General features: G+C 69.7%; 18 protein-coding genes, 1 pseudogene and 1 riboswitch. Of the genes and pseudogenes, 15 read left to right on the forward strand and 4 right to left on the reverse strand.

Annotated features, from left to right (window positions below; all coding sequences use genetic code 11):
- Window positions 1-400: 400 nt before the first annotated feature.
- Window positions 401-1,863: pseudogene (locus tag OG978_RS03230) on the reverse strand (amidase).
- Between the two features lie 287 nt (window positions 1,864-2,150).
- A complete protein-coding gene (locus tag OG978_RS03235) occupies window positions 2,151-2,783 on the reverse strand; it encodes a M20/M25/M40 family metallo-hydrolase (RefSeq protein WP_326763696.1) in 633 nt (210 codons plus the stop codon).
- Between the two features lie 358 nt (window positions 2,784-3,141).
- Between OG978_RS03235 and OG978_RS03240 the strand changes: the two genes are divergently transcribed.
- The 7 genes from OG978_RS03240 to OG978_RS03265 all read left to right on the forward strand — a co-directional run bounded on the left by OG978_RS03240 (window position 3,142) and on the right by OG978_RS03265 (window position 12,074).
- Complete coding sequence (locus tag OG978_RS03240; protein ID WP_326763697.1) at window positions 3,142-6,489, forward strand: NB-ARC domain-containing protein; 3,348 nt, start codon at window positions 3,142-3,144, stop codon at window positions 6,487-6,489.
- A gap of 447 nt (window positions 6,490-6,936) precedes the next feature.
- Window positions 6,937-7,557, forward strand: a complete 621-nt coding sequence (locus OG978_RS03245) for a TetR/AcrR family transcriptional regulator (protein WP_326763698.1) — start codon at window positions 6,937-6,939, stop codon at window positions 7,555-7,557.
- A gap of 1 nt (window position 7,558) precedes the next feature.
- Window positions 7,559-8,500, forward strand: a complete 942-nt coding sequence (locus tag OG978_RS03250; protein WP_326763699.1) for a hypothetical protein — start codon at window positions 7,559-7,561, stop codon at window positions 8,498-8,500.
- Window positions 8,501-8,783: 283 nt separating this feature from the next.
- Window positions 8,784-9,179: a hypothetical protein gene (locus OG978_RS03255; protein ID WP_326763700.1), complete on the forward strand. Its 396-nt coding sequence runs from the start codon at window positions 8,784-8,786 to the stop codon at window positions 9,177-9,179.
- Window positions 9,179-9,265 (forward strand): hypothetical protein, encoded by an 87-nt coding sequence (locus tag OG978_RS48215; protein WP_442817816.1) that lies wholly within the window; start codon window positions 9,179-9,181, stop codon window positions 9,263-9,265. Before OG978_RS03255 ends, OG978_RS48215 begins: the two co-directional genes overlap by 1 nt.
- A gap of 384 nt (window positions 9,266-9,649) precedes the next feature.
- A riboswitch (ZMP/ZTP riboswitch) is annotated at window positions 9,650-9,735 on the forward strand.
- A 48-nt stretch (window positions 9,736-9,783) separates the two neighbouring features.
- On the forward strand, window positions 9,784-10,623 hold the full coding sequence (locus OG978_RS03260) for a bifunctional 5,10-methylenetetrahydrofolate dehydrogenase/5,10-methenyltetrahydrofolate cyclohydrolase (RefSeq protein WP_442817647.1): 840 nt from the start codon (window positions 9,784-9,786) through the stop codon (window positions 10,621-10,623).
- Between the two features lie 1,022 nt (window positions 10,624-11,645).
- Entirely contained in the window at window positions 11,646-12,074 is a 429-nt protein-coding gene (locus OG978_RS03265; RefSeq protein WP_442817817.1) for a DoxX family protein, read from the forward strand.
- Between the two features lie 436 nt (window positions 12,075-12,510).
- Here OG978_RS03265 and OG978_RS03270 read toward each other — a convergent pair whose 3' ends face one another.
- Window positions 12,511-13,851 (reverse strand): APC family permease, encoded by a 1,341-nt coding sequence (locus OG978_RS03270; protein ID WP_326763701.1) that lies wholly within the window; start codon window positions 13,849-13,851, stop codon window positions 12,511-12,513.
- A gap of 365 nt (window positions 13,852-14,216) precedes the next feature.
- Between OG978_RS03270 and OG978_RS03275 the strand changes: the two genes are divergently transcribed.
- From OG978_RS03275 to OG978_RS03310, 8 genes are all read left to right on the forward strand, one after another.
- Complete coding sequence (locus OG978_RS03275; protein WP_326763702.1) at window positions 14,217-15,665, forward strand: aldehyde dehydrogenase family protein; 1,449 nt, start codon at window positions 14,217-14,219, stop codon at window positions 15,663-15,665.
- 99 nt (window positions 15,666-15,764) lie between these two features.
- Window positions 15,765-17,180 carry an NAD(P)/FAD-dependent oxidoreductase gene (locus OG978_RS03280; protein ID WP_326763703.1) on the forward strand — a complete coding sequence of 472 codons (1,416 nt, stop codon included), beginning with the start codon at window positions 15,765-15,767 and terminating at the stop codon, window positions 17,178-17,180.
- Window positions 17,181-17,262: 82 nt separating this feature from the next.
- A complete protein-coding gene (locus OG978_RS03285; protein ID WP_326763704.1) occupies window positions 17,263-17,796 on the forward strand; it encodes an Lrp/AsnC family transcriptional regulator in 534 nt (177 codons plus the stop codon).
- A gap of 299 nt (window positions 17,797-18,095) precedes the next feature.
- Window positions 18,096-18,980 carry an ABC transporter substrate-binding protein gene (locus OG978_RS03290; protein WP_326763705.1) on the forward strand — a complete coding sequence of 295 codons (885 nt, stop codon included), beginning with the start codon at window positions 18,096-18,098 and terminating at the stop codon, window positions 18,978-18,980.
- An 8-nt stretch (window positions 18,981-18,988) separates the two neighbouring features.
- The gene (locus OG978_RS03295; protein WP_326763706.1) at window positions 18,989-19,963 is read left to right on the forward strand and encodes an amino acid ABC transporter permease; all 975 of its coding nucleotides are present in this window, start codon (window positions 18,989-18,991) and stop codon (window positions 19,961-19,963) included.
- Window positions 19,960-20,733 (forward strand): amino acid ABC transporter ATP-binding protein, encoded by a 774-nt coding sequence (locus tag OG978_RS03300; RefSeq protein ID WP_326763707.1) that lies wholly within the window; start codon window positions 19,960-19,962, stop codon window positions 20,731-20,733. Before OG978_RS03295 ends, OG978_RS03300 begins: the two co-directional genes overlap by 4 nt.
- A complete protein-coding gene (locus tag OG978_RS03305) occupies window positions 20,733-22,352 on the forward strand; it encodes an N-acyl-D-amino-acid deacylase family protein (RefSeq protein ID WP_326763708.1) in 1,620 nt (539 codons plus the stop codon). Before OG978_RS03300 ends, OG978_RS03305 begins: the two co-directional genes overlap by 1 nt.
- Window positions 22,349-23,194, forward strand: coding sequence for a serine hydrolase (locus OG978_RS03310; protein WP_326763709.1), 846 nt, complete (start codon window positions 22,349-22,351; stop codon window positions 23,192-23,194). Before OG978_RS03305 ends, OG978_RS03310 begins: the two co-directional genes overlap by 4 nt.
- Window positions 23,195-23,242: 48 nt before the next feature.
- Here OG978_RS03310 and OG978_RS03315 read toward each other — a convergent pair whose 3' ends face one another.
- Window positions 23,243-24,166, reverse strand: coding sequence for a LysR family transcriptional regulator (locus OG978_RS03315; RefSeq protein ID WP_326763710.1), 924 nt, complete (start codon window positions 24,164-24,166; stop codon window positions 23,243-23,245).
- Window positions 24,167-24,171 lie beyond the last annotated feature (5 nt).

A 24,171-nucleotide genomic window follows, 5' to 3' on the forward strand; every position in this document is an offset into this window, starting at 1 on the left:
CGGGCGGCGAACGGGCATGAGATGGGTTACGCCATTTCTGCGAGGCGTACGCCCGCGACTCCGGCATCCCCCTGCCGGAACTCGACGAACGAGCCACACACGCCTTCGCCCCCATGATCACCGGACTCACCACCCCCGCGCCGAAGGAAACCCCGCCGGATTGACCGGCTCGCCCGAGCCGGTCAATCCTCGCCGCGGGCCGTCGGCGGGGATCCGGGGACGCCGGGGGTCTTGCCGGAGGAGCGCCTCGGCCATGGCGTTCCGGTATGGCCGGGTGGCGCCACCGGCGGGCAGGGCGGCCCGAAGCCCGGTGCACGCGCCGCCGACGATCACGGGATCGCGGCCGCCCCAGGACATGCGCGGGACACAGGGAATTCCGCTCGACCGCGAGCGGCTGCTGCTACAGGACGGGGCGGTTCTCCGGGCCGAACGCCCATGGCCGGGCGGCCTCCAGGGCCTTGCCGACGCGGAAGGCAGTCGCGTCGGCATAGGGGTGGCCGACGATCTGCATTCCGGTGGGTACATCCCAACTCGACATCCCCGAGGGAACGTTGAGTACCGGACAACGATTATTGATGTTGAACGGAATGGTCATCGCACACCACCGCGTGTCAGCGACCTCCTCCCCGTGCACAACAACCTTGTCGCCGGTCAGGTCGTCACCGGCGAGCCAGCCAGGGATGGCCGTCGTCGGGCACATAAGTGCGTCGAATCCCCGCATCGCTTCGGCGAGTTGGCGCTGGAGGCGCCCTTCGCTGCGCAGGCTGTCGAGGTAGCCGACCTGGACGCGCACGTCCGTCATGACATCGGCGAAGGACGCGGCGTACGAGGAAAGCTGCTCGCGTTGTGTCTCGGTCACGTCGGTGACCATGCGGCCGAAGAGGGTGGCGAAGTGCCCCGCGACGGAGACGAGTACATCCTGGTGGGTCCAGGGGATCTCGATCTCCTCGACGGTGGCTCCCGCGTCGGCGAGGGCCGCGACGGTGGCCCGCAGGTTCGCCTCGACCTCCGGATGCACGTCGTACTCACCCAACCGGACACACAGGGCGATGCGCATGCCGGCGACATCCTCGTACTGGGTCGGCAGGGTCACCTTGGGGAGGGACGTGTGATCGCGCCAGTCCTGGCCGGACAGAACGTTCTGAAAGGTGATCATGTCATCCACGGTGCGTCCGAGGGGGCCGTCACCCCGGTAGTGGTCGTTGACGAGGATGCCGTGGCCGGGGTTGCGGCCGTAGGGCGCCTTGAACCCGACGACTCCGTTGAACGCGGCCGGGATCCGGGTGGAGCCGCCGACGTCCGAACCGGACGCCAGCAGCGACGTGCCGCCGCCAGGGACGCACCGGAGCCTCCGGAGGAACCGCCCGGGGTGAAGTCCGGGTTCCAGGGATTGCGGGTGATGCCCCGCATACGGGAGTGGGTGAACGTGGCGATGGAGAACTCGGGCGTGGTGGTGCGGGCGTGCACGATGCCGCCGGCCTCCAGCACGCGATCGGTGAGAGGCGAGTTCTCCGCCGCGATGTTCCCGTCGTTGGTGAGGGACCCGTCGGTCAGGGTGCGCCCCTTGATGGCGTGCTTCTCCTTCAGTGCGACAGGGATGCCCTCCAGGGGACGGGGAGCAAGGCCGTTCTTGCCGAGGTAGCGGCGTTCGGCCTCGCGGGCCTGGGCACGTGCCTGGTCGAAGAGGCACTCGGTGAACGCGTTGATCCGCGGCTCGACCTGCTCGGTACGGTCGATGACGGCCTCCAGCAGCTCCACTGGGGAGAGCCGACGTGCGGAGAAGAGTCGCAGGGCATCCGTGGCGCTGAGGTAGGCGAGGTCGCCCGGAGCGTCGGAGGGCCTGAGAGAGTTCGCGTCGGTCATGCCGCTCACCTTGCATGGACGCTGCGCCGGGAGACCGATTTCACAGAGTTCCCTCACGGAAGCGGGTCTGTCCGCAGGAAATCCGCTGCCGGCCGAGGAGCGGGCTCCGAGTCGGTCCGCACGGCACAGCAAAGAACCCACCGGGCCGGCGCTCTTGGCCGCCGGACCGGCGGGTGGATCGGTCGCCCTGCGTACCGCCGCGACCGGGCAGGCCGCCGACCTGCGGCTGTCCGTCCAACTGCTCCAGCCGCTCAACTGCTGCTGTCCGTGCAGCTGCTGGTACCCGTTCAGCTGCTGGGGCGGGCGAGCCACTCGGAGGCGGCGCTCAGCATCAGCCGTACGCCGACCTTCAGCGTGGGTTCGGCGAGCGGCGCGAACCCGGGCGAGTGGTTGCCGGGTATGTCCGCCGGAAGGCCTTCTTCGGCCAGATCCTCCGGCCGGAACCCGGCGAACAGGGCAGGGTCCAGCGCGCCGAAGTGCCAGAACACCGACGGGACGCCCAGCGCCGTGCCGAAGGTGCCGAAGTCCTCGCTGCCGGTGAGCGGCTGCGGCAGCGTGAAGGCTCGCTCGGGCCCCACGACCCGGGCCATCGCCGCAAGCACCGTGTCGGTGGCCGCGGGTTCGTTGACCGTCACCGGGAAGCTGTGCAGGTCGGTGATCTCCGGCTCGCGCGGCGCGGCGGACGCCGTGGCCTCGGCCCGGATGATCTGTTTCACCGCGGCGACGGTCTTCTCCTGCACCGCCGGGTTGGCGCTGCGGATATTAATCTTCAGCTCGGCGGTCTCCGGGATGATGTTCTCCTTCGCCCCGGCGTGTATCGAGCCCACGGTGACCACAGCCATCTGGGTCGCGCCGACCTCCCGGGAGACCACCGCCTGCAACCGCATGATGATCGCGGCGGCCATCACCACCGGATCCATGCACGGCACTGGCTGGTGGGGCGGGTCAGTTCGCGCCGGCGCCGGACCAGGTGCTCGGTGCGCCCGCGCGCAGTCATGTGGCATCACCTGTTGGTGATCCTCGTCCAGTCCGGCCGATCCAACCGCTCACGCCCTGTGCGCGGGGGTTCCTCGCTAGCATCGGCGGCCAGGGGGTGGGGCGATGCGACGCGTCGTGAGGACGGCGACCTTATGCCTGGCGGGGGCGTTGACGGCCGCAGTGGCGGTACTGGCCTCGCTCGCGGCCAACGCTGCGACGTCCCAAGCCCGTTGGCCAGGTCTCCTCGATACCCTCCGGACCGACCCGTGGCCCTGGGTGGGCGTGTTGGGTGTCATGGCGATGGCGCTGGCTGCGGTCGCGGCCTTCGGTGGCAGGCCCACGGTTGACGAGGACCCGCCGCCGCCCGCCGCCCCCGCCGTCCCGGCCTGGGTGGTGGATCGCGAGGAGAGCCGCCGTGCCGTGGCCGCCGTCTGCGCCCCCGAAGCCGCGGACGTGGGCATCACCACATCCCTCGAAGGCGCGGGCGGCTTCGGCAAGAGCACCCTCGCCACCCTGGTCTGCTCAAATCGTCAGGTGCGGCGCCGGTTTCGGAACCGCGTCTACACGGTGACTGTCGGCAGGGACGTCCGGGGGCGAGCGGCCATCGCCGCCAAGGTCGCGGAGGCCACCGCCTTCATCACCGGTGACACCACCGCCTTCGACGACCCCGACCGGGCCGGTGACCATCTGTGGCGGCTCCTGTCCAGGCGGCCGCGGACCCTGCTCGTCCTGGACGACGTGTGGGAGCCGGATCAGCTCGCACCGTTTCTGCGGAGCGGCCGGAACTGCGTGCGCCTGGTGACCACTCGGGTCCCAGCCGTCCTGCCGCCGGGCTCGGCGCGCGTACGGGTGGACGAGATGTCCCCGGAACAGGCCCGGGCCGTTCTCACCTGGGAGCTGCCCGGCCTGCCGGAGGACCTCGTCGCCGGGCTGCTGCGCGCCACGGGCCGGTGGGCACTGTTGCTGCGGCTGACAAACCGCCTCATCGCACGCCTGATCGCCACAGGAGCCGATCCGGTGGCGGCCGCCCGGCATGCCCTGGAGGGACTGCGAACCCAGGGGCCCGCGCTGGGGGAGCCTCCGGCCGAGCCACTCGACCTCGATGACCCGGCCCGCCGATCACGTGCTGTCCGGGCGACCGTCGAAGCCGGCATCACCCTGCTCCCGGAGGGGGGCGCCCGCCGACTGGCCGAGCTGTCCGTGTTCATCGAGGACGAGTCCATCCCGGTGCCCCTGGTCGTCCGGCTCTGGCAGGCCACGGCCGGCCTGGCCGAGTTGCCGGCGCGCGAGCTGTGCGCACTGTTGGACCGTCTCTCCCTGGTCACCCTCAGCCCAGTGAACGGAGGGCGGATCGTCCTCCACGACGTGCTCCGTGACTATCTGCGCAGCGAATTGGGCCAGGTCGATCTGCGCCGCCTCCACGCCGTCCTGATAGACGCCACGCTCCCGGACGACCTGCAGTCCGTCCAGGACGGGTACCTGCTCGACCACGCGGTCGAGCACCTGCTGGCCGCCGGCCAGGACAGCCGGGCCGAACGGCTCGCGGGGGACCTCGGCTGGGTGGAGGCGCGGCTGCACCAGCGCGGCCCCGCCGCCCCGTCGAGCGACCTCGCCCGCATCCCCACCCCCACCGCCGCCGCCCTGGCCCGCGACCTCACCCGCGCCGCCCCTCTGCTCGCCCCTCTGGATTCCCCGCAGATGCTCGCCTCGGTGCTGCACGGCCGGCTCGCCCAACTGCCCCACTGGGACCACCAGATCGCGGCCCGCTGGGCGGCGGACATCGGCCTCCGGCCGCAGCTCGTCCCTCATTGGCCGCTCCCGGACCTCCCGGACCCGCACCTGCTGCAGACGCTCGCCCAGCCGGGCAATCCGCTGCTCTCAGTGGCGATCGATCCGGCCGGGACCTGGGTGGCGACCGGCGACGCCGCCGGCGAGGTGGTGATCCGTGACGCATCCACTCACGCGGTACTGGCACGGGAGTTCATCGACGCCGGCCGCATCGGCGCCCTGGTACCCCACCCGGACGACGGTTCGCTGACGGTCGTCGCCGGTTTCGCCGTTCTCAGTGTCGACCCGCGGGGCGGACGCCCTGCCGAGGTCCTCTTCGTCTGCCCCGAGGAAGCGCGGCATGTGGTGGTCGCACCACAGGGGCACTGGTACGCGGTGACCGACGGGCGCGGGCACATACACATCGGCGACAGGTCGTCGATCGCCTACCTGCACCATCCCTTCCAAGTCGCTGCGCACCGTAGCGGACGCCGGCCACTGGCCGTCTCACCCGACAGCCGTCTCCTCGCAGTGGCCTGCCGAGACGGCTGGGTACGGGTGTGGGACACGGTCACACACACGCAAACGGTGCAGGTGTGCCTGTCCTTGGACCCCGCGCGCATCATCGCCTTCTCCGCAGACGGCGCCTTCCTGGTCATCGCCGACTCGTCGGGCTGGATCCGACGCTACGACCTCACCGGTCACAGTGCGCCACAGGAGCCCCGCCTGCGGGAGACCGAGCTGCTCACCACCAGGGCCGACAGGGGCGAGGCACTGACCGTAGCGCCCTCCGGCAACTGGTATGCCACGGGCAGCAGCAACGGGCTCGTGCGCCTGTGGCGGCTCTCCGACAGACGCGCCTTCGCCGTTCTGCGGGGACACGCCGGAGCCATCACCTCGCTGGTGGCCGCCCCCGACGGCTCCTGGCTCGCCGGCACCGGGCGGGACGGCACCGTCCGGCTGTGGGAAGTCCCGCCCGAGCCCTCGGTGGCGGAACCCAACGAACCGAGCGGGGCCGTGGCTGCCGTCGGGTACGCGCACGACGGCGCACGCCTGGCCACCGCCAGGCTCGACACCACGGTACGGATCCACGAGACGGTGAACGGCACCGAGGCTCAGCTGCTCAGCGGCCTGCGGTCTCCCGGACGCTCGCTGGCGTGGGCACCCGACGGCTCCTGGCTGGCGGCCTCGGCGGAGGGTGAGTACGCAGTGGTCTGGGACCCCGCCGACGGGGCCGTCCTGACCACGATCAGAAACCGCCCGGACGGCCTCGACGCCCTGGCGGCCGCCCCGGACGGCTCCTGGCTGGTCGGCGCGGGACCGGACGGCGTCCCACGGCTGTGGGACCCCCGGTCGGGCCGGCTGTTGGGCGAGCTGTCCGGTGCAGGACCCGCCCGCTCGATTGCGGTCTTCCCCGACGGAACGAGAATCGCAACCGCCGGGGACGAAGGCGTGGTGACCGTCTGGGACCTTGCCACCCGCACCCCGGTCACCCGGCTGACCGGCGGATCCGGAGCGGTGGTGGCCCTGTCGGTCGCACCGGACGGGCGTTGGCTGTTCGGCGCGGGCGAAGACGGCACGGTGCGCCTCTGGAACCCGCGATCCGGGGCCTACCGGGCGCTGGAGACCGGCGACGGCCGACCGGTCCGCTCGGTGGCGACCTCTCCGGACGGGCGGTGGATCGCCTCCGCGGGAGCGGACGCCACCGTCCGTGTCTGGGACCGCGCGAGCGGACACCTGGTGGCAGCCCAGCGCACCGAAGCCCCGCTGCGGTCCTGCAGCTGGCGGCCGGACGGCCGGTTCCTGGCGGTCGGCGGGGAAAGAGGCCTGTACGTCTACGATTTCCGGCCTGCTCGGTCCGGCAACGGCCCGAATCCCTAATGGGTGGGCCGGGTCCTGGTCCGCCGCCGGCTTCGGGGGTAAGGGCTGCGGCACGGTCCGTCTGTAGGCGTCGAAGACCCCCGGGCTGTTGGCGGCACGAGACTGTACGGAGCGACCAAGCTCCTGGTAGACGGATTTTCGACCAGGAACACCCGTGCCACCAGGCGCACTCTGCCGTCCTGGGGAGCAACGGTTCCGGTCAGCTGGGCGACGGCCCGGTGTCCAGCCGCAACGCCCCTGCCGAGGTCGTCAAGCTCTCCGAGGCCACCGACACATCGCCCCGGACGCTCCCATCGACGAGGAGTAGCAGCACGGCGGAGACACGAGAAATTCGCCTCAGACAAGGCGCTTCGCCCTGTGCTCCTGATGCCTCTTCGCCCCGATGGCGATCCGCCTAATTTCCGTACCTGGTTCGATTCTGGCCCGAGTCTGGTTATTTTTTTCCGCATGGCAGGGCTTCGCGAGCGCAAGAAGGAACAGACGAGGCAGCGGATCACCGCTGTGGCATGGCAGTTGTTCGCCGAGCGCGGCTTCGATGACGTGACGGTCAATGAAATCGCCGAGGCCGCCGAAGTCGCCAAGGCCACCCTCTTCATGTACTTCCCCAGCAAGGAGTCGCTCGCGCTGCAGGGCGTGGGGCAGGAGAACCTGGCCGAGATCGTCGCCCGGCGGCCGGCAGGGCACTCCCCGCTCCAGGCGCTGCGGGCCCACTACAAGGCGTTCGTGGCCGGGCAGATGGCAGCGACGGACCGGGGCGAAGTGCTCGCCCAGATGCGCGTGATCTCCGACAGCCCCGCGCTCAGCGGAGCCGCGAACGCCCTGATCCACCAGCAACGCCGGGCGCTCGCCGACGTACTGACGGAGGAGTACGGCGAGACGGCGGCCGCCCTGGTGGCGGCTCAAATCGCGGCGACCACGCTCACCCTCCGGGAGTCCTACTTCCAGCTCATGACCGACGGCGCATCGCCACAGAACGCGGTCCGCTCCCTGGCCGAGGACACCGAGCTCGCCTTCGCCCTGCTGGAACACGGCATCGGCCGGCTGAAGCACCACCTGAAGGGACAGTGACGTGCGCGCACGGGGCATCAACTACGACACCGGGTTTCTCCCGGGCCAGGACCTCTCCCGCAAGACCTTCACCCACGAAACGGTCCAGCATGACATGGCGGTGATGTCCGACGAGCTGCACTGCGATGCCGTACGCGTCTCCGGCCGTGATCCCGAACGGCTGAGCATCGCCGCCCGCTGTGCGGCGGCCGTCGGCCTCGAGGTGTGGTTCGCCCCGTTCCCCGTCGACCTTTCCGCCGACTTGCTGCTGCCGTTCTTCGCCGACTGTGCCCGCCGGGCCGAAGCCGTACGACTGAGCGGTGCCGAAGTGGTGTTCGTCGCGGGCTGCGAGATGAGCGCGTTCTGCGATGGCTTCATCCCGGGTGAAACCTACGGCGACCGCCTGCGGGCCATGGCTGAGGCCGACATGGAGTGGTGGAACGGCCTTGGCCCGGTGCAGGAACGTCTCAACGACTTCCTGGCGCAAGCCGCCAAAACGGTACGTGCACACTTCGGCGGGCGCATCACGTACGCCTCGGCTCCCTGGGAGTTCGTCGACTGGCGCCCGTTCGACCTCGTCGGCATCGATGCCTATCGCGCCGCCCACAACGCCGACACCTTCCGGTCCGAACTGCGGGGGCACCTCGCACACGGCAAGCCCGTTGCGGTGACCGAGTACGGAACCTGCGCCTACCGGGGCGCGGGCGAGCGCGGCGGCTCGGCCTGGCAGGTACCACACGATGCGGTGCCGGACGAGGATGAACAGGTTCGCTACCTCACCGAGCTGCAGGACATCTTCGAAGAGGAAGGTGTGGACACCGCACTCTGGTTCACCTTTGCCGGTTACAGCAGGCCCGGAGACGCGGACCTCGGCTCCTACGGCGTGGTCCGCATGCTCGACGAGACCCGATGGGAACCGAAGAAGGTGTTTCACGCAATGGCGGTCAGGTACCGCTGCGGCTGAATCGAACTCGCTGCCTCCCTACGGCAGTTACGAGCGGGAAGAGGACTCACCCATCCCGGCTGCACGACTGTTCGTCCTACAGCCCGGCGACCCTGTCCCGAGTCCTGAACGGACAGGCGCTCCCGGCCTCCGAGCTGCGGGAGCCTGCGGCACACCGCGGGACGAGTGGGCCCGGGTGCGTCACCTGCGGCGGGCCGCCACGGTGGACGCGGTCGCGCGGCAGCAGACCCCCTCCGCCCCGAGAGCGCCATCCGCTCCGTTTCCCCACCAGACCCCCGGCGGGGTGCAACGCAGGGTGGAGGAGCTGTACAGCGCTGCGGGCGCGCCCAGCCCGCGCCGCCTTGAGAAACTGTCCGGCGTCTCCCGGTCGCCCCTGCACCGCACTCTCCAGGGGAGCTTCCCGAGGAGCGCGCCCGTCCAGGCGGTGGAGACCGCGGATGCGCTGCTCTCCCCCGTCGAGCCCGCCATGCGCAAGACCTTCAGCGGCCTTGTCCCGGTGATCACCGCGTTCAACGCGTACCACAACCCGGCCGTGCGGCTCGCCGGCAGCGAACTGACGGTGGACGACGGCTTCGTGCGCCTGATGCGCGAGTTGCAGGACACCGTGCACGAAGCCCTCGGCCTCCTGAACTTCGGCACCGAACCCGAGTGGCGGGCCTTCCGGGCGTGGTCGCCCTGATGACGGATCCGTGGCCGGCCGCTTACGGCTCGGCGGAGTTCCTCCGGGCCTGGGCAGAACAGCCTGGCGACCGGCTTCTCAAGTAGCCGGTCGCTGTACCGATCGGCTCAGCCCGCGAGCATTACCCGCTTGCTTAGCAGCTTGAAGCCGGCGCGTCCGTACATCCGCCTCTTGATCACTTTGATGCGGCTGACGTGGCCCTCGACGACACCTGAGCTCCAGGGCAGGGTCGGTCCGGCGGTGACGGCTGCGAGTGTGGGTACCGGTCAGTCTTGTCGGCCCGTAACGGCGTGACCTGCGGATTTGGCCGGGTGTCTCGACGATGTGCCGGTGGTTTTGTCCAACCGATCTATCTAAGTCCTCAAGCCGGGGAAGCCGCTGGTCTGGTTCCGTGGGTGAGGGATCGGCGGCGCACGGGAGTGAGGATGCTGCAGAGGCTGCGTGTGCCGACGCCCGCTCTACTAAGGTGAGGGGTGGGCCGTGACTGGCGCTGAGGTGGAGTACCACCGGGGAGCGGTCTGACACTCTGTCGATGCCGTGCGCCTGGGCAACTCACTGTGCGGCTCAGGAGTGGCACGTGGCTCGGACACAGACAGCTCGACTGATGGACGGCACTGGCCTTGCCCGCCGCATCATCGAAACCAGCTCTGCAACCGCTGCCGAAATTCACCGGCGCACTGGGACAGCCCCGTGTCTGGCCACCGTCCTGGTCGGAGAAGATCCGGCCTCGGTGACCTATGTCCGGATGAAGCGCGCCCGGTGCGAGAAGGCGGGTATCGAGTCACGGCATGTGGCCCTGCCCGCTTCGGTCAGCACCAGTGGCCTGATCGAAAGAGTCACCGAACTCTCGGACGATCCCCGCGTGCACGGAATCCTGCTGCAGCATCCCGTCGGACCACACATCGACGAACGCGCTGCCTTCGAGGCAATCGCTCCGGATAAGGACGTCGACGGGGTGACTATGCACTCTTTCGCAGCGATGAGCTTCGGCCTACCCGGCTTCGTGTCCTGCACCCCCGGAGGAATCATGCGTCTGCTGGAGGAGTACGGCGTGGACCTTGCAGGCAAGCACGCGGTCGTGGTGGGACGCAGTCCCATCCTGGGAAGGCCCGCGGGCATGCTCCTCCTCGGGAGGAATGCCACGGTTACCTACTGCCACTCACGTACCTCCGGCCTGTCCGAGATCGCCCGGCAGGCAGACGTCTTGGTCGCAGCCGTCGGACGACCGTGCTTCATCACCGGTGCGGACATCAAGCCCGGTGCGGTTGTGATCGACGCGGGATACAACCCGGGCAACGTCGGGGACGTGGACTTCGAGTCTGCCAGGGACCGGGCCGGTCTGATCACCCCTGTCCCCGGCGGCGTGGGGCCCATGACCATCGCCGTACTCCTTGCGCAGACGGTCGAGGCAGCAGCACGCCAGCTCGGAGTGAGCCGATCGTAGGGTTTCAGTCGGTCTTGTCGGCTGGGGCGCGGCTGTGCTCCGTGGCTTTCCTCGTCGGCATGGGCAACTAGTCGTCGAGGAACCAGTTCCGCATGGAGGCGAGGGACTTGCCTTCAAAGCCCCCGCTCCGCGAGTTCATCTCAAGGACGGGTGGTCCACCTCGTACCAGGATCGCCATTGGGTTGGGGCCCAGGCAGCTGTATCACGGTCGGTCCGGCGGCAAAGGGCTGACCAAGGAGCACAGCCGAATCGCTGTCGCCTACCGGCAGTTCGTGGTGCGCGCCGTCGAGCGCGTCCCCCGGCCGCCATCGGCCCCGATAGCGTCCTGAAGGGGCTACCGGGGCGCGCGGCCGTCACCGCTGGGTGGTGTGCCGTACCACGAACTGTTTACGTCGACCTGGTCCGGCCGGGTAATGGCGTACGCGATCGCTGCGGGGTCCTGTCGACGATGTGACCGGGCGGCCGCATACCCGACAGGGGAATTTGGAGTCCCTTCCACCGCCACGGGGGCGGGGGTCACAGCGGTGCGGCAGGCGTTCGAGCAGGTGACCGATGCGTCACCTGCCTGCCCCGCGCCGGAAGCAGTCGCTTCTCCTTGCGCCTGCTGATACCGCGCACTCTCTCCCGCTCCAGGGTTGATAGCGGCTGGGGAAGGGATAAAGCTTGGAATGACAAGCCGACGTCACGTACTTCAAGACGTCACGTAGTTCAATGGGAAACGACCGGCGGCCTGAGCGGGGGCGACAGTCCAGTTGGCTTTCTGCGGTCCGGCCGCCTCCCGGGAGCGCTGTGGTACTCCCTGCCTGGCATGCGCTCGCCGCGGTGCGGCCGATCCTGCAGTGTCCCGGGCGGTCGGTCGGCGCCGCCCCGGGGGGTTCGGACCAGAGAGGGAGCCCCCGGTGAAGTTCATCGATACGAAACTGCGCGCCCCGCCCCAGTCCGCGGCGCGTGTACCGGCGCAGGCTTCGGTCTCCGCGGGCGACTGCGGTCTGCTCCTCATCAGACTCACCTTCGGTCTCTTCATGGCAGGGCACGGATGCCAAAAACTCTTCGGGATATTCGGCGGTGACGGTCTCACCGAGACGGGCAAAGGATTCGCCGCTCTGGGCTACCACCCCGGGGTGGTCTATGCCGCCATCGGCGGCGGCTCCGAGGTCCTCGGGGGCCTCGGCCTGGCTCTGGGACTGTTCACCCCATTGGCATCGGCTGCACTGATCGGCGTGATGATCAATGCCATGGTGACCGTCACCGCGGCACATGGCCTGTGGAGTACACAAGGCGGCGTCGAGTTCAATGTGTGCATCGCGGTTGTGGCGCTGGCCATCGCTGCCATCGGACCCGGCCAACTCGCCCTCGACAGGCCCTTCCGCTGGGGGAAGGGTGGCTGGACAGAAGCCGCCTTCGCCCTGTGTGTCGGTGGCATCAGCGCCGCCATCGTGCTGATTCTTTGAATGCAGGTGCTGACCGGAGGCGCGCCGATCCCAGATGCAGCCGAGGTGCGGAAGATATGGCACTGTCACCGGACAGCCGTCATCGGAGGCCAGCTGCTGCTCGACCTCCCGGGCCGTCTTCGCCGCTCGCCGCCACGTCGTCCGCACCCGTCATGCCTGTGCCCCCTGTCTCGATGCTCCACTGCGGGATTCAGCATGATGAGCCGTGGGATGCCGCCGCCACGAAGTTGCAGCGAATTGCGCGAACCGGGCCCACCCGGGCCGGGCCCTGTTCACCGCGAGAAGAGCCGAGCGCCGGGTGTTGCTGGGGTCAGAGCGGGTCCGGGCCGCACAGCGCGCAGTTGCGCAAGCGGGTCGGGCAACAGATACAGGCCGCCCGTCACCCGCTGATCCGCACGCATCAAGGGAGTGGACGTCGCCCGGCGCCCCGGCCCGGTCAGGCAGGACCGTCGGCGGCGGCGTGCCGGTCCTGCACCTTGGTCCGGTACAGCCACAGAAGTACGGCAGCGATCAGGACCGCGAGAGCCACGCCCAGTTCGATGTAGCCGCCATATCCGGTGATGGAGAAGCCGGTCGCGCCCACCACCAGCACCACGGTGAGGAATCCGGCGAGCGTCCAGGCCAGTGGTACGAAGAACCGGGGCAGCCGGATGGGCCGCACGGCGTCGGGCCGGTCCTTGCGCAGCAGCGCGAAGCCGGAGACCGCCAGCACATGGGTGAGGATGTATCCCAGGTTGCCGGTGACGATGATGGCCAGCGGGGTCTGAAGCACCGTCAGCACGAAGACGTTCAGCACCAGGGCCACGAGCAACGCCCGAGCCGGCACCCCGCGCTTGTTGAGGACTCCCACCTGCTTGACGGTGAGCCCCGACTTGCCCATCTCGTACAGAACCCGGGAACCGTCGGCGAGACCGGTGATCATGATGAGTAGCAGCGAGGCAATGAGGAAGACCACCATGAGGTCGGAGGCGCCGCCCACCAGATCCTGGAAGGCGCCGATGAAGAAGGTGGTGGGCTCCTCGCCGATGGCCTTCTCGCCTACGTACCCCGACAGGGTCAGCGGCAGCAGGATGAAGACGCCGAGGGAGAACAGCACACCGGCGCGCAGGGCGCGGGAGGTGTCGCGCACCGTGTCCTTGTACTCGGGGGCGAAGGTCGCGCACACCTCCACGCCGAAGGACGTCCACGCCATGACGTAGAGCCATACCAGCGCCTCGCGCAGTCCCGCGGCACCGTGCAGATTCCAGTGCAGGCCCTGCGCGCTCCAGTCACCGGAGAAGAGCGGGAGCACGATGAAGACGGCGAGCGGTATGAGCAGCGCACCGCCGGTGACGTAGACGACCCACATGGCGACGTGCAGGCCGATCATCGCCGCGCCGAACAGCAGCAGCATCACGATCAGGCCCACGGCTATGGGGAAGTCCACCTTCACCGGCCCGAATTCCACGCTCCAGTCCTGGCCGGGGAACCACTGGGCCCGGACGAACGAGCCGATGAGTCCGGAGTAGACGGCGAGGGCGGTGGTCCAGGGGAACCAGTAGCCGATGCTCGCGATCGGGCCCACCACGGGCGCCCGCTTCTTCCAGCCCTCGGTGGCGTAGTGGGCGATTCCGCCGGAGGAGTCGGGGAACATCGCGGCCATCTCGGTGTAGATCCAGTTGGTGGCGGTGGCCAGCACCATCGAGGCCGCCCACAGGGCGATCGCGCCCCAGGCGCCGAGGCCGCCGATGGAGGCGCCGAGCGAGGCGATGAGTGCCGCCGGCATGGTCAACGACATGGCGAATCCGTCGAACCAGCTCATCTTCTTCGGCAGTGCGGGAGCGGACGCACCCACCGTCGCCGAGGAGTCCGAAGGGTCCGAGGAGGGCGGGGCCGGGGTCTGGGGCTGAGATGGCATGGCGTTCCCCTCAGGGTGGGCGCAGACACGGGAGTCGATGGGGCCTGGTTATAGATGAAGCGAAAAACACCTGTCAATACTCATGAACAAGCAATGATCGACTTCCAGTTTTGCTGATTACGCAGTCTTGACAGTTTCTGTTTGCTCAGCGACTCTCCAGTCATCGCTTCGCACCGGACCCGGGACGGCGCGGCCCAGAGCCGACGCGCCCGTCCCCGGTCAGGTCAGGACAGAGAGGCCAACGCATGACCACCCCGACCGCCGACCGGCACCAGCTCTTCATCAACGGCGTCCGCACCGACGGCACCTCCGGGACCACCCACGAGGTCATCAGCCCCGCGACGGGCGAAGTCGTGGGCACCTTCCCGCTGCCCTCGGCCGCCGATGTCGACGCGGCGGTGCGTGCCGCGAACGAGGCCCAGGCCGGCTGGGCCTCGACCAATGTGTGGACCCGCGCCGAGCTCTGCCACCGCATCGGTACGGAGCTGAGCAAGCGCGTGGACGAGCTCGCCCGCCTCCAGTCCCTGGAGCAGGGCAAGCCGCTCGCCGAGTCCATCGCCGACATCGAGGAGGCGGCCAAACTCTTCCACCTCCACGCCGAGGACGCCGTACGGCTGCACGGCGAGACGCTGCCCTCCACCGACAACACCAAGCGGATGTTCACCTTCCAGCGCCCGGTGGGCACATGGGGCATCATCACGCCCTGGAACTTCCCGCTGCTGATGCTCGCGGAGTTCGTCGCCCCCGGTCTCGCCACCGGCAACGCCCATGTCGTCAAGCCGCCTGCCAACACCCCGCTCACCGTCCTCAGGGCGATGGAGGCGTTCGTCGCCGCCGGTCTGCCCGATGGCCTGGTCAACATCGTGCCCGGAGAGGGCGACATCGGCGACGCTCTGGTACGCCACGAGGGCATCCACGCAATCGGGTTCATCGGCTCCTCCGCGACCGGCGCGAAGATCCAGTCCGCCGCCGGACTCAAGCGCTCCATCATGGAGTGCTCGGGCAACGGGCCGCTCGTCGTCCTCGCGGACGCCGATGTCGAAGCCGCCGCCAAGGCCGCTGTGGACGGCGCCTACCCGTGCGCCGGGCAGGTCTGTTGCGCCACCGAACGCGTCATCGTGCACGCCGACATCCACGACGAGTTCGTCGAGGCCGTGCTCCGCGAGGCCCAACGCATCACCCTCGGCGACCCGTTCGACCCCAAGACGGTGCTCGGCCCGCTCAACAACGAGGGCGTCGCGGCCAAGATGGACCGTCACATGGCCGACGCCCGCGAGCGCGGCGCGCGCATCCTGCTCGGCGGCAAGCGCGCCTCGGGCCACCCCACCGACCTCTACTACGAGTTCACCGTGGTGGACGGGGTGCCCGAGGACAGCCTGCTCTCCCGCGAGGAGTCCTTCGGACCGGTCGTCCCGATCATCACCGGGCAGGACGAGGACGACCTGCTGCGCATCGCCAACGACGACAAGCTGGGCCTCCAGGGCGCCGTCTTCACCCGCAGCATGACCTCCGCCTTCCGCTTCATCGAGGAAATGGCCGTCGGTCAGGTCGTGGTGAACGAGAGCAACAACTGGTGGGACATCAACATGCCCTTCGGCGGCGCCGGCAGCCGCTCCACCGGCTGGGGCCGCATCGGCGGCAAATGGACGCTCATGGACATGACCGACACCCGTACCGGTGTCATCAGTCTCTGAACCGCCCCGCCCGCCCACCGTCCGCCGACCGGGGCCCCGACCAGCGTCGGGGTCCCGGCCCGCGCTGCCCCACCACGCCGGCAACGAGGTACCCGCCACATGACCACCGCAGCCCCGCGCCCCACCGACCACCGCAGCCGACTGCGCGACACGAAGGCCGCCCCCTACTGGCTCGACCGGCCCGAACACCCCGCACCACTGCCCCGGTTGACCGCCGACACCACCTGCGATCTCGCCGTCGTCGGCGGTGGCTACACCGGGCTGTGGACCGCCCTGCTCGCCAAACGCGCCCACCCGGAGCGGGACGTCCTGGTCCTCGAACAGAACACCTGCGGCCACGCGGCCAGCGGGCGGAACGGTGGATTCTGCTCCCCCAGCATCACTCACGGCCTCGCCAACGGCGCCGACCGCTGGCCCACCGAGGCCCGGCTGCTGCACCGCCTCGGCATGGAGAACTTCGACGCCTTCCGGCGCGATCTCGACACGCACGGCATCGACTGCGGGTTCGTACGCGGCGGCAAGGTCACCGTCGCGGCCACGCCCTGGCAGGCGGAAGGGCTCAAGGGCGCGCACGCACTGGCCCACCGGTTCGGCGAACAGACCAGGCTGCTGGACCGTGACGAACTGCGGTCCTACGCCGACTCCCCCCTCTGGACGGCCGGGCTCTGGTCCCCCGACTACGCACTCCTCGACCCCGCCCGGCTCGTCTGGGGGCTGCGCGCCGCCTGTCTCGACCTCGGCGTCCGCATCGCCGAGCACACCGAGGTCACCGCCCTGACCACCCGTCATGCAGGCCGGCTCCGCCTCGCGACCCCCTACGCCGCGGTCGGTGCCCGGCAGGTCGCCCTCGCCACCAACATCTACCGGCCTCTGCTCAAGCGCCTCTCGCTCAGCATGATTCCGGTCTACGACTACGCGCTGACCACCGAACCCCTGAGTGCCGATCAGCTCTCCGCCATCGGCTGGAGCGGCGAGCACGGCATCACCGATGCCGGAAACCAGTTCCACTACCTCCGCAAGACCGACGACAACCGCATCCTGTTCGGCGGCTACGACGCCATCTACCACTACGGCAACCGGGTCGACGAGCGCCTCACCCAGCGTCCCGCCACCTTCGACACCCTCGCCGCCCAGTTTGCCGAAGCCTTCCCCGCCCTCGCCGACGTGCGCTTCTCGCACGCGTGGGGCGGTGTCATCGACTCCACCACCCGCTTCTGCATGTTCGCCGGCACCGCCGCGCACGGCAGGGTCTCCTACGCCCTCGGCTTCACCGGTCTCGGCGTCGGCGCCACCCGCTACGGCGCCCAGGTCATGCTGGATCTGCTCTCCGGCCGGCGTACGGAGCGGCTCCGGCCCGCCATGATCCGTCGCCCCCCGGTGCCGTTCCCCCCGGAACCGGTGCGCTATCTCGGGGTCGAGGCCACCCGGTGGTCCATGGCCCGCGAGGACACGCACGGCCACCGCAACCTGTGGCTGCGTACCCTGGACCGACTCGGCCTCGGCTTCGACTCCTGAGCCGGGCAGGATAGCCCCGTACGACCGAAGATCCAGGCCCGCCCCGCCGTGGCGGGCCGTACATGAGAGCCGGAGCGACCGCATGAGCACGCTGGGTGGCAGCCCCCTGGACGACACCGACCGTCAGATCATCGCCGCGCTTCAGGCGGACGGCCGCCGCCCGTACAGCCAGATCGCCGAGGAACTGGACATCCCGGCCTCCTCCGTGCGCTACCGCGTCCAGCGCATGGAGGAGAACGGCACCCTCCAGATCGTCGGCATCGCCAACCCGCTGACCATCGGCTTCGACCGGTTCGCCATGGTCGGCATCCGCGTCGCGCCGGGCAGCGCCCAGGAAGTGTGCAGGCGGCTGCGGGAGCTGCCGGAGACCTCCTACGTCATCATGACGGCGGGTACGTACGACGTGATGGCGGAGGTTATCTGCCGGGACACCGATCACTTCACCGATCTGATGAACCGCAGGCTCCACCTCATCGACGGGATCGTCTCGACCGACTCGTTCTTCGTACTGGAAGTGCACAAGCTGGCCTACGGCTGGGGCGTCGGCGAGGTGGACACCTCGCTCCTCGACGCCCCTCAGCCGCCGACCGGCGCCGGTCTCGACCAGCTCGCCTGAACCGCGCCCACGGCCGTCAGCCCGCGAATCCCGCCCGCGCATGGTGGTGATGGATCTCGTCGGTCAACCCGATTGAGGTGGCCGGGCCGATGACCATGTGGCCGTCGGTCGTCGCATGCGATGACTCATTCCCGTTGAGGATCCTCGCTCACCCCGTACCCGTCGAGGATCCTCGCTCACCCATCGGACTCGGACCCGTACAGATTTCGATGGTCAGGCATGAATAGCTTCATCATCTTCCATTCACCGGGGTGCGGCTGCCAGCATCGGCGCACCGCCACCCGTGAGGGAGAAATCCGATGAATCGTCCCCGTTCTCTGCGCTGTCTGGCAGCCCTGGCCGTGGTGGCCCTCACGGCCACCGCCTGTGGGCGCTCCGGTCAGGGCGACGCCCCGTCCGGAGCCGAGTCGCAGGCCGCATCCGGCCGAACCGCGGCCGAGCTGCTGCCGGCCCAGTACCGGCAGAAGGGTGTGCTCCGGGTGGCCACCGCGGTCGGCTATCCGCCGATGGAGATGTACGCGCCCGGCACCACCCGGCTCACCGGCGTCGACCCCGATCTGGCCAAGGCCATTGCCGAGCGGCTCAAGCTGAAGCTCGAACTCACCAATGCCGCATTCGACGGACTGATTCCCGGCCTGGAGTCCGGACGGTTCGACCTGGTCATGTCGTCCATGACCGACAGTGCCCAGCGGCGCCGGGCGGTCGACTTCGTCGACTACTTCCGCACCGGCGGCGTCATCATGACGAAGAAGCGCAACCCGCAGGGCATCAAGTCGCTCGCGGACCTCTGCGGAAAGACCGTCGTCCTCGCCAAGGGCAGCTCCAACCTCCACATCGGCGAGGAACAGAACGCCAAGTGCCAGGAGAAGATGCGGATCTCGCAGAGCGAGGACGCACCGACCGGGCTGCTGCAACTGGACAGCGGACGCGCGGTCGCAACCATCGTCGACTATCCCGTCGCCAAGATGTTCACGAAGAAGAGCAGCGCGTACGAGGTCCTGCCGGAGCAGTACGGCACCGCTCCCTGGGGCATCGCGTCCGCGAAAAGCCAGCGGGGACTGCGTGACGCCGTCCACAAGGCCCTGCAGGAACTCATCGACAACGGCGGCTACAAGAAGATCCTCGACACCTGGGGAGTCGGCGACAGCGCCGTACCCGAGGCCACCGTCAACGACGGGCAGTGAGAACGGACATGAACCACCAGAAAATACCCGGCGCCGCCCCCGGCGGGGCGCCGGATGTCATCCCCACCGACGGGACGCCGCAGGAGGACGACCTCTCCCTCCAGGTGACCGGACGCCCGCGTCCCGGGCGCTGGCTCGCGGTCCTCGCCGCCACGCTGTTCGCGGTGTGGCTCGCCTACACCATCATCGTCAACCCCAACCTTCACTGGGACATCGTCGCCAAGTACCAGTTCGACGGAGTGATCCTCAAGGGCCTCGGGGTGACCATTCAGCTCACTCTCGTCTCGATGGCTCTCGGCATCGTCATCGGGGTCGTCGTCGCGGTGATGCAGCTGTCCGACAGTCCGGTCCTGCGTCTCACCGCCGGTGCCTACACCTGGTTCTTCCGGGGCACCCCGCTGCTGGTCCAGCTCATCTTCTGGTTCAACCTGGCCCTGCTGTTCCCCGTGATCAGCATCGGAATCCCGTTCGACGGCCCCAAACTCATCAGCTGGCAGTCCAACCAGGTGATCACCGGCTTCGTGGCAGCGCTCCTCGGTCTCTCCATCAACGAGGGCGCCTACATGGCCGAGATCGTGCGGGCCGGCATTCAGAGCGTGGATCCCGGCCAGCGCGAGGCAGGCGCGTCCATCGGGATGTCGAACCGTCGGATCCTGTCCCGGATCATCCTTCCGCAGGCGATGCGGGTCATCATTCCGCCGTTCGGCAACCAGTTCATCTCCATGCTCAAGACGACCTCGCTGGTCTCGGTCATCGCCGGAGCCGATCTGATGACCGTGTCCCAGCACCTCTACCTCGCCAACTTCGAAGTGGTCGCGCTGCTCCTGGTGGCCTCGCTCTGGTACCTCGTGCTCACCACGATCGCCACCATCGGCCAGCACGCCGTCGAGCGCCGCTACAGCCCCGGTTCCGCTCCCGTGCTGCGGAGCAGGATCGTGGCCAATCTCCTGCCCGGACGCGCCAAGAAGGGAGCGGCGGCATGAACGATGTGATCCTCAGGGCCCGCGGGGTCCGTAAGAGGTTCGGTGACACCGAGGTGCTGAAGGGCATCGACCTCGATGTCCGCAGCGGTGAGGTGCTCTGTGTCATCGGCCCCTCCGGGTCCGGGAAATCCACACTGCTGCGCTGCTTCAACCACCTTGAGCGGATCGACGCGGGGCGGGTGTGGATGGACGGTGAACTGGTCGGCTACGAACAGCACGGCCCGTCCGGCCGGGTACTGCGCGAGCGGCGCGCCCGGGACGTCCGTCGGCAACGCGAGCGGATCGGCATGGTGTTCCAGCGGTTCCACCTGTTCCCGCACCGCACAGCGGTGCAGAACGTGATGGAGGGTCCGGTCGCCGTCAAGGGCCGGCCCCGTGCGCAGGCCGAGAAGCAGGCCCGCGGGCTGCTGGCCGACGTCGGTCTCGCGGACCGGGCGGACCACTACCCGCAGCAGCTGTCCGGCGGGCAGCAGCAGCGTGTGGCGATCGCCCGCGCACTGGCCATGGAACCGGCCCTCATGCTCTTCGACGAACCGACCTCCGCCCTCGATCCCGAACTCGTCGGCGAGGTGCTCGGCGTCATGCGCGACCTGGCCCGCAGCGGTATGACGATGGTCGTGGTGACCCACGAGATGGGCTTCGCCCGCGAGGTCGCCGACCGGGTCCTGTTCATGGACCGGGGCGCCGTCGTCGAGGCCGGGAGCCCCGACCTGTTGTTCACCGACCCGCGGCACGACCGCACGCGGGCCTTCCTGTCGACGGTGCTGTGATGGGCCGCCCCCTCGATCTGCTGCTGCGCGGCGGCACGCTCGTCGACGGAACCGGCACACCCGCCCGGGAAGCGGACATCGCGGTGGTGGACGGGCGGATCACGGTACTCCCCGCCGGCGCCCCTGCCTCGGCCGCCGAGACCCTGGATGTGACCGGGCGGGTCGTCGCGCCCGGCTTCATCGACGTGCACACGCACTCCGACGCCCTCGCGGCGCCCCACGGACCCGGCGGTGCCACGGAGCCGATCGACGGCCTCCGTCTCGCTCCGCTGCTCCAGGGCGTCACCACGGAGATCTCCGGCAACTGCGGGACGAGCCTGTTCCCCTCGCTCCCCCGGCGGCTGCCGGAACTCGCCGAGCATCTCAGGGTGACGTTCGGGCTCGGACCGGTGCGGCCCGCCGTGGACTTCGACGCGTTCGCGGCCGGACAGGACCCCGCTCTGCGCCACACCCATATCGCCTCGCTGGTCGGCCACGGCACACTGCGCGCCGGAGTGATGGGCTTCGAGGCCCGGCCGCCCCGGCCCGACGAACTGGACACCATGTGCGCGCTGCTGGACCGGGCGCTGGCCCAGGGGGCGGCCGGTCTGTCGACCGGGCTGATCTACCCTCCCGGCACCTACGCCGACACCGAGGAGATCGTCGCGCTGGCCGAGGTCGCCGCCCGTCACGGCAAGCCCTACGTCACCCATCTGCGCGACGAGATGTCGCAGGTGGAGTCCGCCCTGGAGGAGGCCCTGGAGATCGCGGTGCGCTCCGGCGCCCCCTTGCAGATCTCCCACCACAAGACCGCGGGACGGCACGCCTGGGGCGCCACACTGCGTACCCTGCCCCGGCTCGAACGGGCCCGTGCCGAAGGCGTGGACGTGCTGTGCGACGTCTATCCGTACACGGCGGGAAGCACCGTCCTGCACGCCATGCTGCCCCCGTGGGCGAGCGAGGGCGGCATCGGCGCCCTGCTGGAACGGCTGCGCCGGCCCGAGACGCGCGACCGGATCAGGACGGACATCGCCCAGGGCGTCGAGGGGTGGGAGAACACCGTGGGAAACGGTGGCTGGGACCTCATCTCGGTGGCCGCCGCGCAGACACACCCCGAGGCCGAGGGGCGCACCATCGCCGACCTCGCGGCCGAGCGCGGCGTCCATCCGGTCGACGAGGCGTGCGATCTCTTGCTGGCCGAGCAGGGAGAAGTGACCATCATCAGCCATTCCATGCGCGAGGACGACGTCCGCCGGGTCCTCGCCAGCCCGTTGTCGATGATCGGTTCGGACGGCGTCCCCAAACCCGGTCGGCCGCATCCGCGCTGGGCGGGGAGTTTCGCCCGGGTGCTCGGTCGTTACAGCCGCGACGAGCAACTGCTGCCGCTGGAGAGCGCGGTGCACAAGATGACCGGTCTGCCCGCCGGGCGGTTCGGCCTCACCGGCCGCGGTGTGGTCCGCGACGGCGCCCTCGCCGATCTGGTCGTGCTCGACCCGGCATCGGTACGCGACACCGCCGACTTCGACCGCCCCCTGCTGGCACCCGAAGGCATCGATACCGTCGTGGTGTCGGGTCGGGTCGCGGCAAGAGGCGGCCGTCCGACCTCTGCGCGGGCGGGAGAAGTGGTGAGAGTCCGATGAGTCTGGCCCAAGTGGCCGCAGCGGCACGGCGTTCGGCCGCGCTGCCGCTCACCCTGGCCGTCGCCGCCGTCGACATCGACGGCGGCGGCACCGTGGGGGTGGACGAGCGCACGGTGCTGCCGGTGGCGTCCGCCTCGAAGCTGCTGCTGCTCGCCGAGGTCGCGCGCCGGCTGGACACCGGGGAGCTGCCCGCCGACCGGTTCGTGGAGGTCCTCGACGAGGACATGGCGGACGGCACCGGTCTGCTGCGCCGGCTGAGCGGGCGCGGCTGGACCGTCGAGGACCTGGCCTGGCTGACCGCCTCGGTGAGCGACAACACCGCGACCAACGCGCTGTTGCGCCTCGTGGGGCGCGCGTCCACGGCCCGGCTCGCCCGGGAGCTCGGGCTCGATCACCTCACGCTGCACGACAAGGTCCGCGACGTCCGTGGCCCGGACGTGCCGCCCGTCTTCGCCACCGGCACCGCACGGGACCTGGCGCGGCTGGTGACACACGCGGTGCGCGGCACCATGAGCTGTCCGGCGGCCTCGGCCCGGCTGTTGCGCTGGATGCGGGCCAACACCGATCACGGCCTGGTGCCCGCACTGGTCGACCACGACCCGTACGACCCGGGCTTTCCCGAGCGGCTGCGCGACGGGCTTCTGGTGGCCAACAAGACCGGCACCGACACCGGGGTCCGTGCCGACGCCGGTGTCATCATCGGCAGGCGCCGGCTTGCGTACGCGGTGGTGGCGCACTGGGACACGGCACTGGGCCCGAGCACCGAGCGGGCCGCGGTGCATGCCATTCGGGACGTGGGCCGGACGCTCGCGGCATGCGCCGGGCGCCCGACCGACGTCTGAGGCACTGCGCAGCCCCCCGAGGTGCGGTGGTCGCGACCGGCGGACCGGTCACGACCACTGCACCTCCAGCAGCGACCGGATCTCCTCGGCGGCCGACCGCAGTTCCGCGAGGAAGATCCGCAGCAGCGGGTTGCGGTTGGTGGGCCGGGTGGCGACCCCGATGCGCCGGTGCAGTCGGGGGTGGTCCAGTCGGCAGACGTGCACGCCGGTGGTGTCACCGAGTCCGAGAGCCGGGACGAGTGCGATGCCCATGCCCGCGCGCGCCAGGTTGATCGTGACCTGGTAATGGTCGCTGCGGCAGCGGACCCGGGGCCGGAAGCCCTCGGCCGCGCACGCGCGTTCCAGAACCGGTTCGCCGGTGTGGCCGCCGTGCGTACCGATCCAGCTCTCCCCCTCCAGGGCGGCGAGCCGGACCGTGGTCTGCCGCCCGAGGCGGTGGCGCAGGGGAAGGACCACCAACTGCGGCTCGTCGAAGAACATCTCCACGTCCACGGTCGCCTGCCGGCACCAGGGGTCCAGCGGATGCTCGAAGACGACCGCGGCGTCGAGCCGGCCCGCCTCCAGGTCTGGCACCAGCTCGTGCGGCTGGCCGAGGATCAGTTCCAGCTCGACCTGGGGGCGGGCCGCCGCGAACCCCGACAGGGCCCGGGGCAGCAGCTCCAGGCCCGAGGACGCGAAGAAGCCCAGCCGCAGGACACCGGCCTCGCCCTCGGAGTGCGCCCGCAGGTCGTCCTGTGCGACGGCCATCAGATCGGCGACCGCCTGCGCGTGCTCGGCCAGTCGCACCCCGGCCGCGGTCAGCCGCAGGCTCTGCGGCTGACGTTCCACCAACGCCACGCCGAGTTCCTGCTCCAGCCGGGCGAGTTGGTGCGAGATCGCGGACGGGCTCAGATGCAGCGCCTGGGCCGCGGCCACGATGGTGCCAGTACGGGATATCTCCAGCAGGACGAGCAGTCGGGCGCTGTTCAGCATCGGGT

This window comes from Streptomyces sp. NBC_01591, from assembly GCF_035918155.1.
Taxonomy (GTDB): domain Bacteria; phylum Actinomycetota; class Actinomycetes; order Streptomycetales; family Streptomycetaceae; genus Streptomyces.

Excerpts from the sequence above, each read along its gene's own strand:
- OG978_RS03235 (WP_326763696.1), bottom strand. The coding sequence starts at position 2,783 with ATGGATCCGGTGGTGATGGCCGCCGCGATCATCATGCGGTTGCAGGCG.
- OG978_RS03240 (WP_326763697.1), top strand. The coding sequence starts at position 3,142 with ATGGCGCTGGCTGCGGTCGCGGCCTTCGGTGGCAGGCCCACGGTTGAC.
- OG978_RS03245 (WP_326763698.1), top strand. The coding sequence starts at position 6,937 with ATGGCAGGGCTTCGCGAGCGCAAGAAGGAACAGACGAGGCAGCGGATC.
- OG978_RS48215 (WP_442817816.1), top strand. The coding sequence starts at position 9,179 with ATGACGGATCCGTGGCCGGCCGCTTACGGCTCGGCGGAGTTCCTCCGG.
- OG978_RS03260 (WP_442817647.1), top strand. The coding sequence starts at position 9,784 with ATGGACGGCACTGGCCTTGCCCGCCGCATCATCGAAACCAGCTCTGCA.
- OG978_RS03265 (WP_442817817.1), top strand. The coding sequence starts at position 11,646 with ATGGCAGGGCACGGATGCCAAAAACTCTTCGGGATATTCGGCGGTGAC.
- OG978_RS03270 (WP_326763701.1), bottom strand. The coding sequence starts at position 13,851 with ATGTCGTTGACCATGCCGGCGGCACTCATCGCCTCGCTCGGCGCCTCC.
- OG978_RS03275 (WP_326763702.1), top strand. The coding sequence starts at position 14,217 with ATGACCACCCCGACCGCCGACCGGCACCAGCTCTTCATCAACGGCGTC.
- OG978_RS03280 (WP_326763703.1), top strand. The coding sequence starts at position 15,765 with ATGACCACCGCAGCCCCGCGCCCCACCGACCACCGCAGCCGACTGCGC.
- OG978_RS03285 (WP_326763704.1), top strand. The coding sequence starts at position 17,263 with ATGAGCACGCTGGGTGGCAGCCCCCTGGACGACACCGACCGTCAGATC.
- OG978_RS03290 (WP_326763705.1), top strand. The coding sequence starts at position 18,096 with ATGAATCGTCCCCGTTCTCTGCGCTGTCTGGCAGCCCTGGCCGTGGTG.
- OG978_RS03295 (WP_326763706.1), top strand. The coding sequence starts at position 18,989 with ATGAACCACCAGAAAATACCCGGCGCCGCCCCCGGCGGGGCGCCGGAT.
- OG978_RS03300 (WP_326763707.1), top strand. The coding sequence starts at position 19,960 with ATGAACGATGTGATCCTCAGGGCCCGCGGGGTCCGTAAGAGGTTCGGT.
- OG978_RS03305 (WP_326763708.1), top strand. The coding sequence starts at position 20,733 with ATGGGCCGCCCCCTCGATCTGCTGCTGCGCGGCGGCACGCTCGTCGAC.
- OG978_RS03310 (WP_326763709.1), top strand. The coding sequence starts at position 22,349 with ATGAGTCTGGCCCAAGTGGCCGCAGCGGCACGGCGTTCGGCCGCGCTG.
- OG978_RS03315 (WP_326763710.1), bottom strand. The coding sequence starts at position 24,166 with ATGCTGAACAGCGCCCGACTGCTCGTCCTGCTGGAGATATCCCGTACT.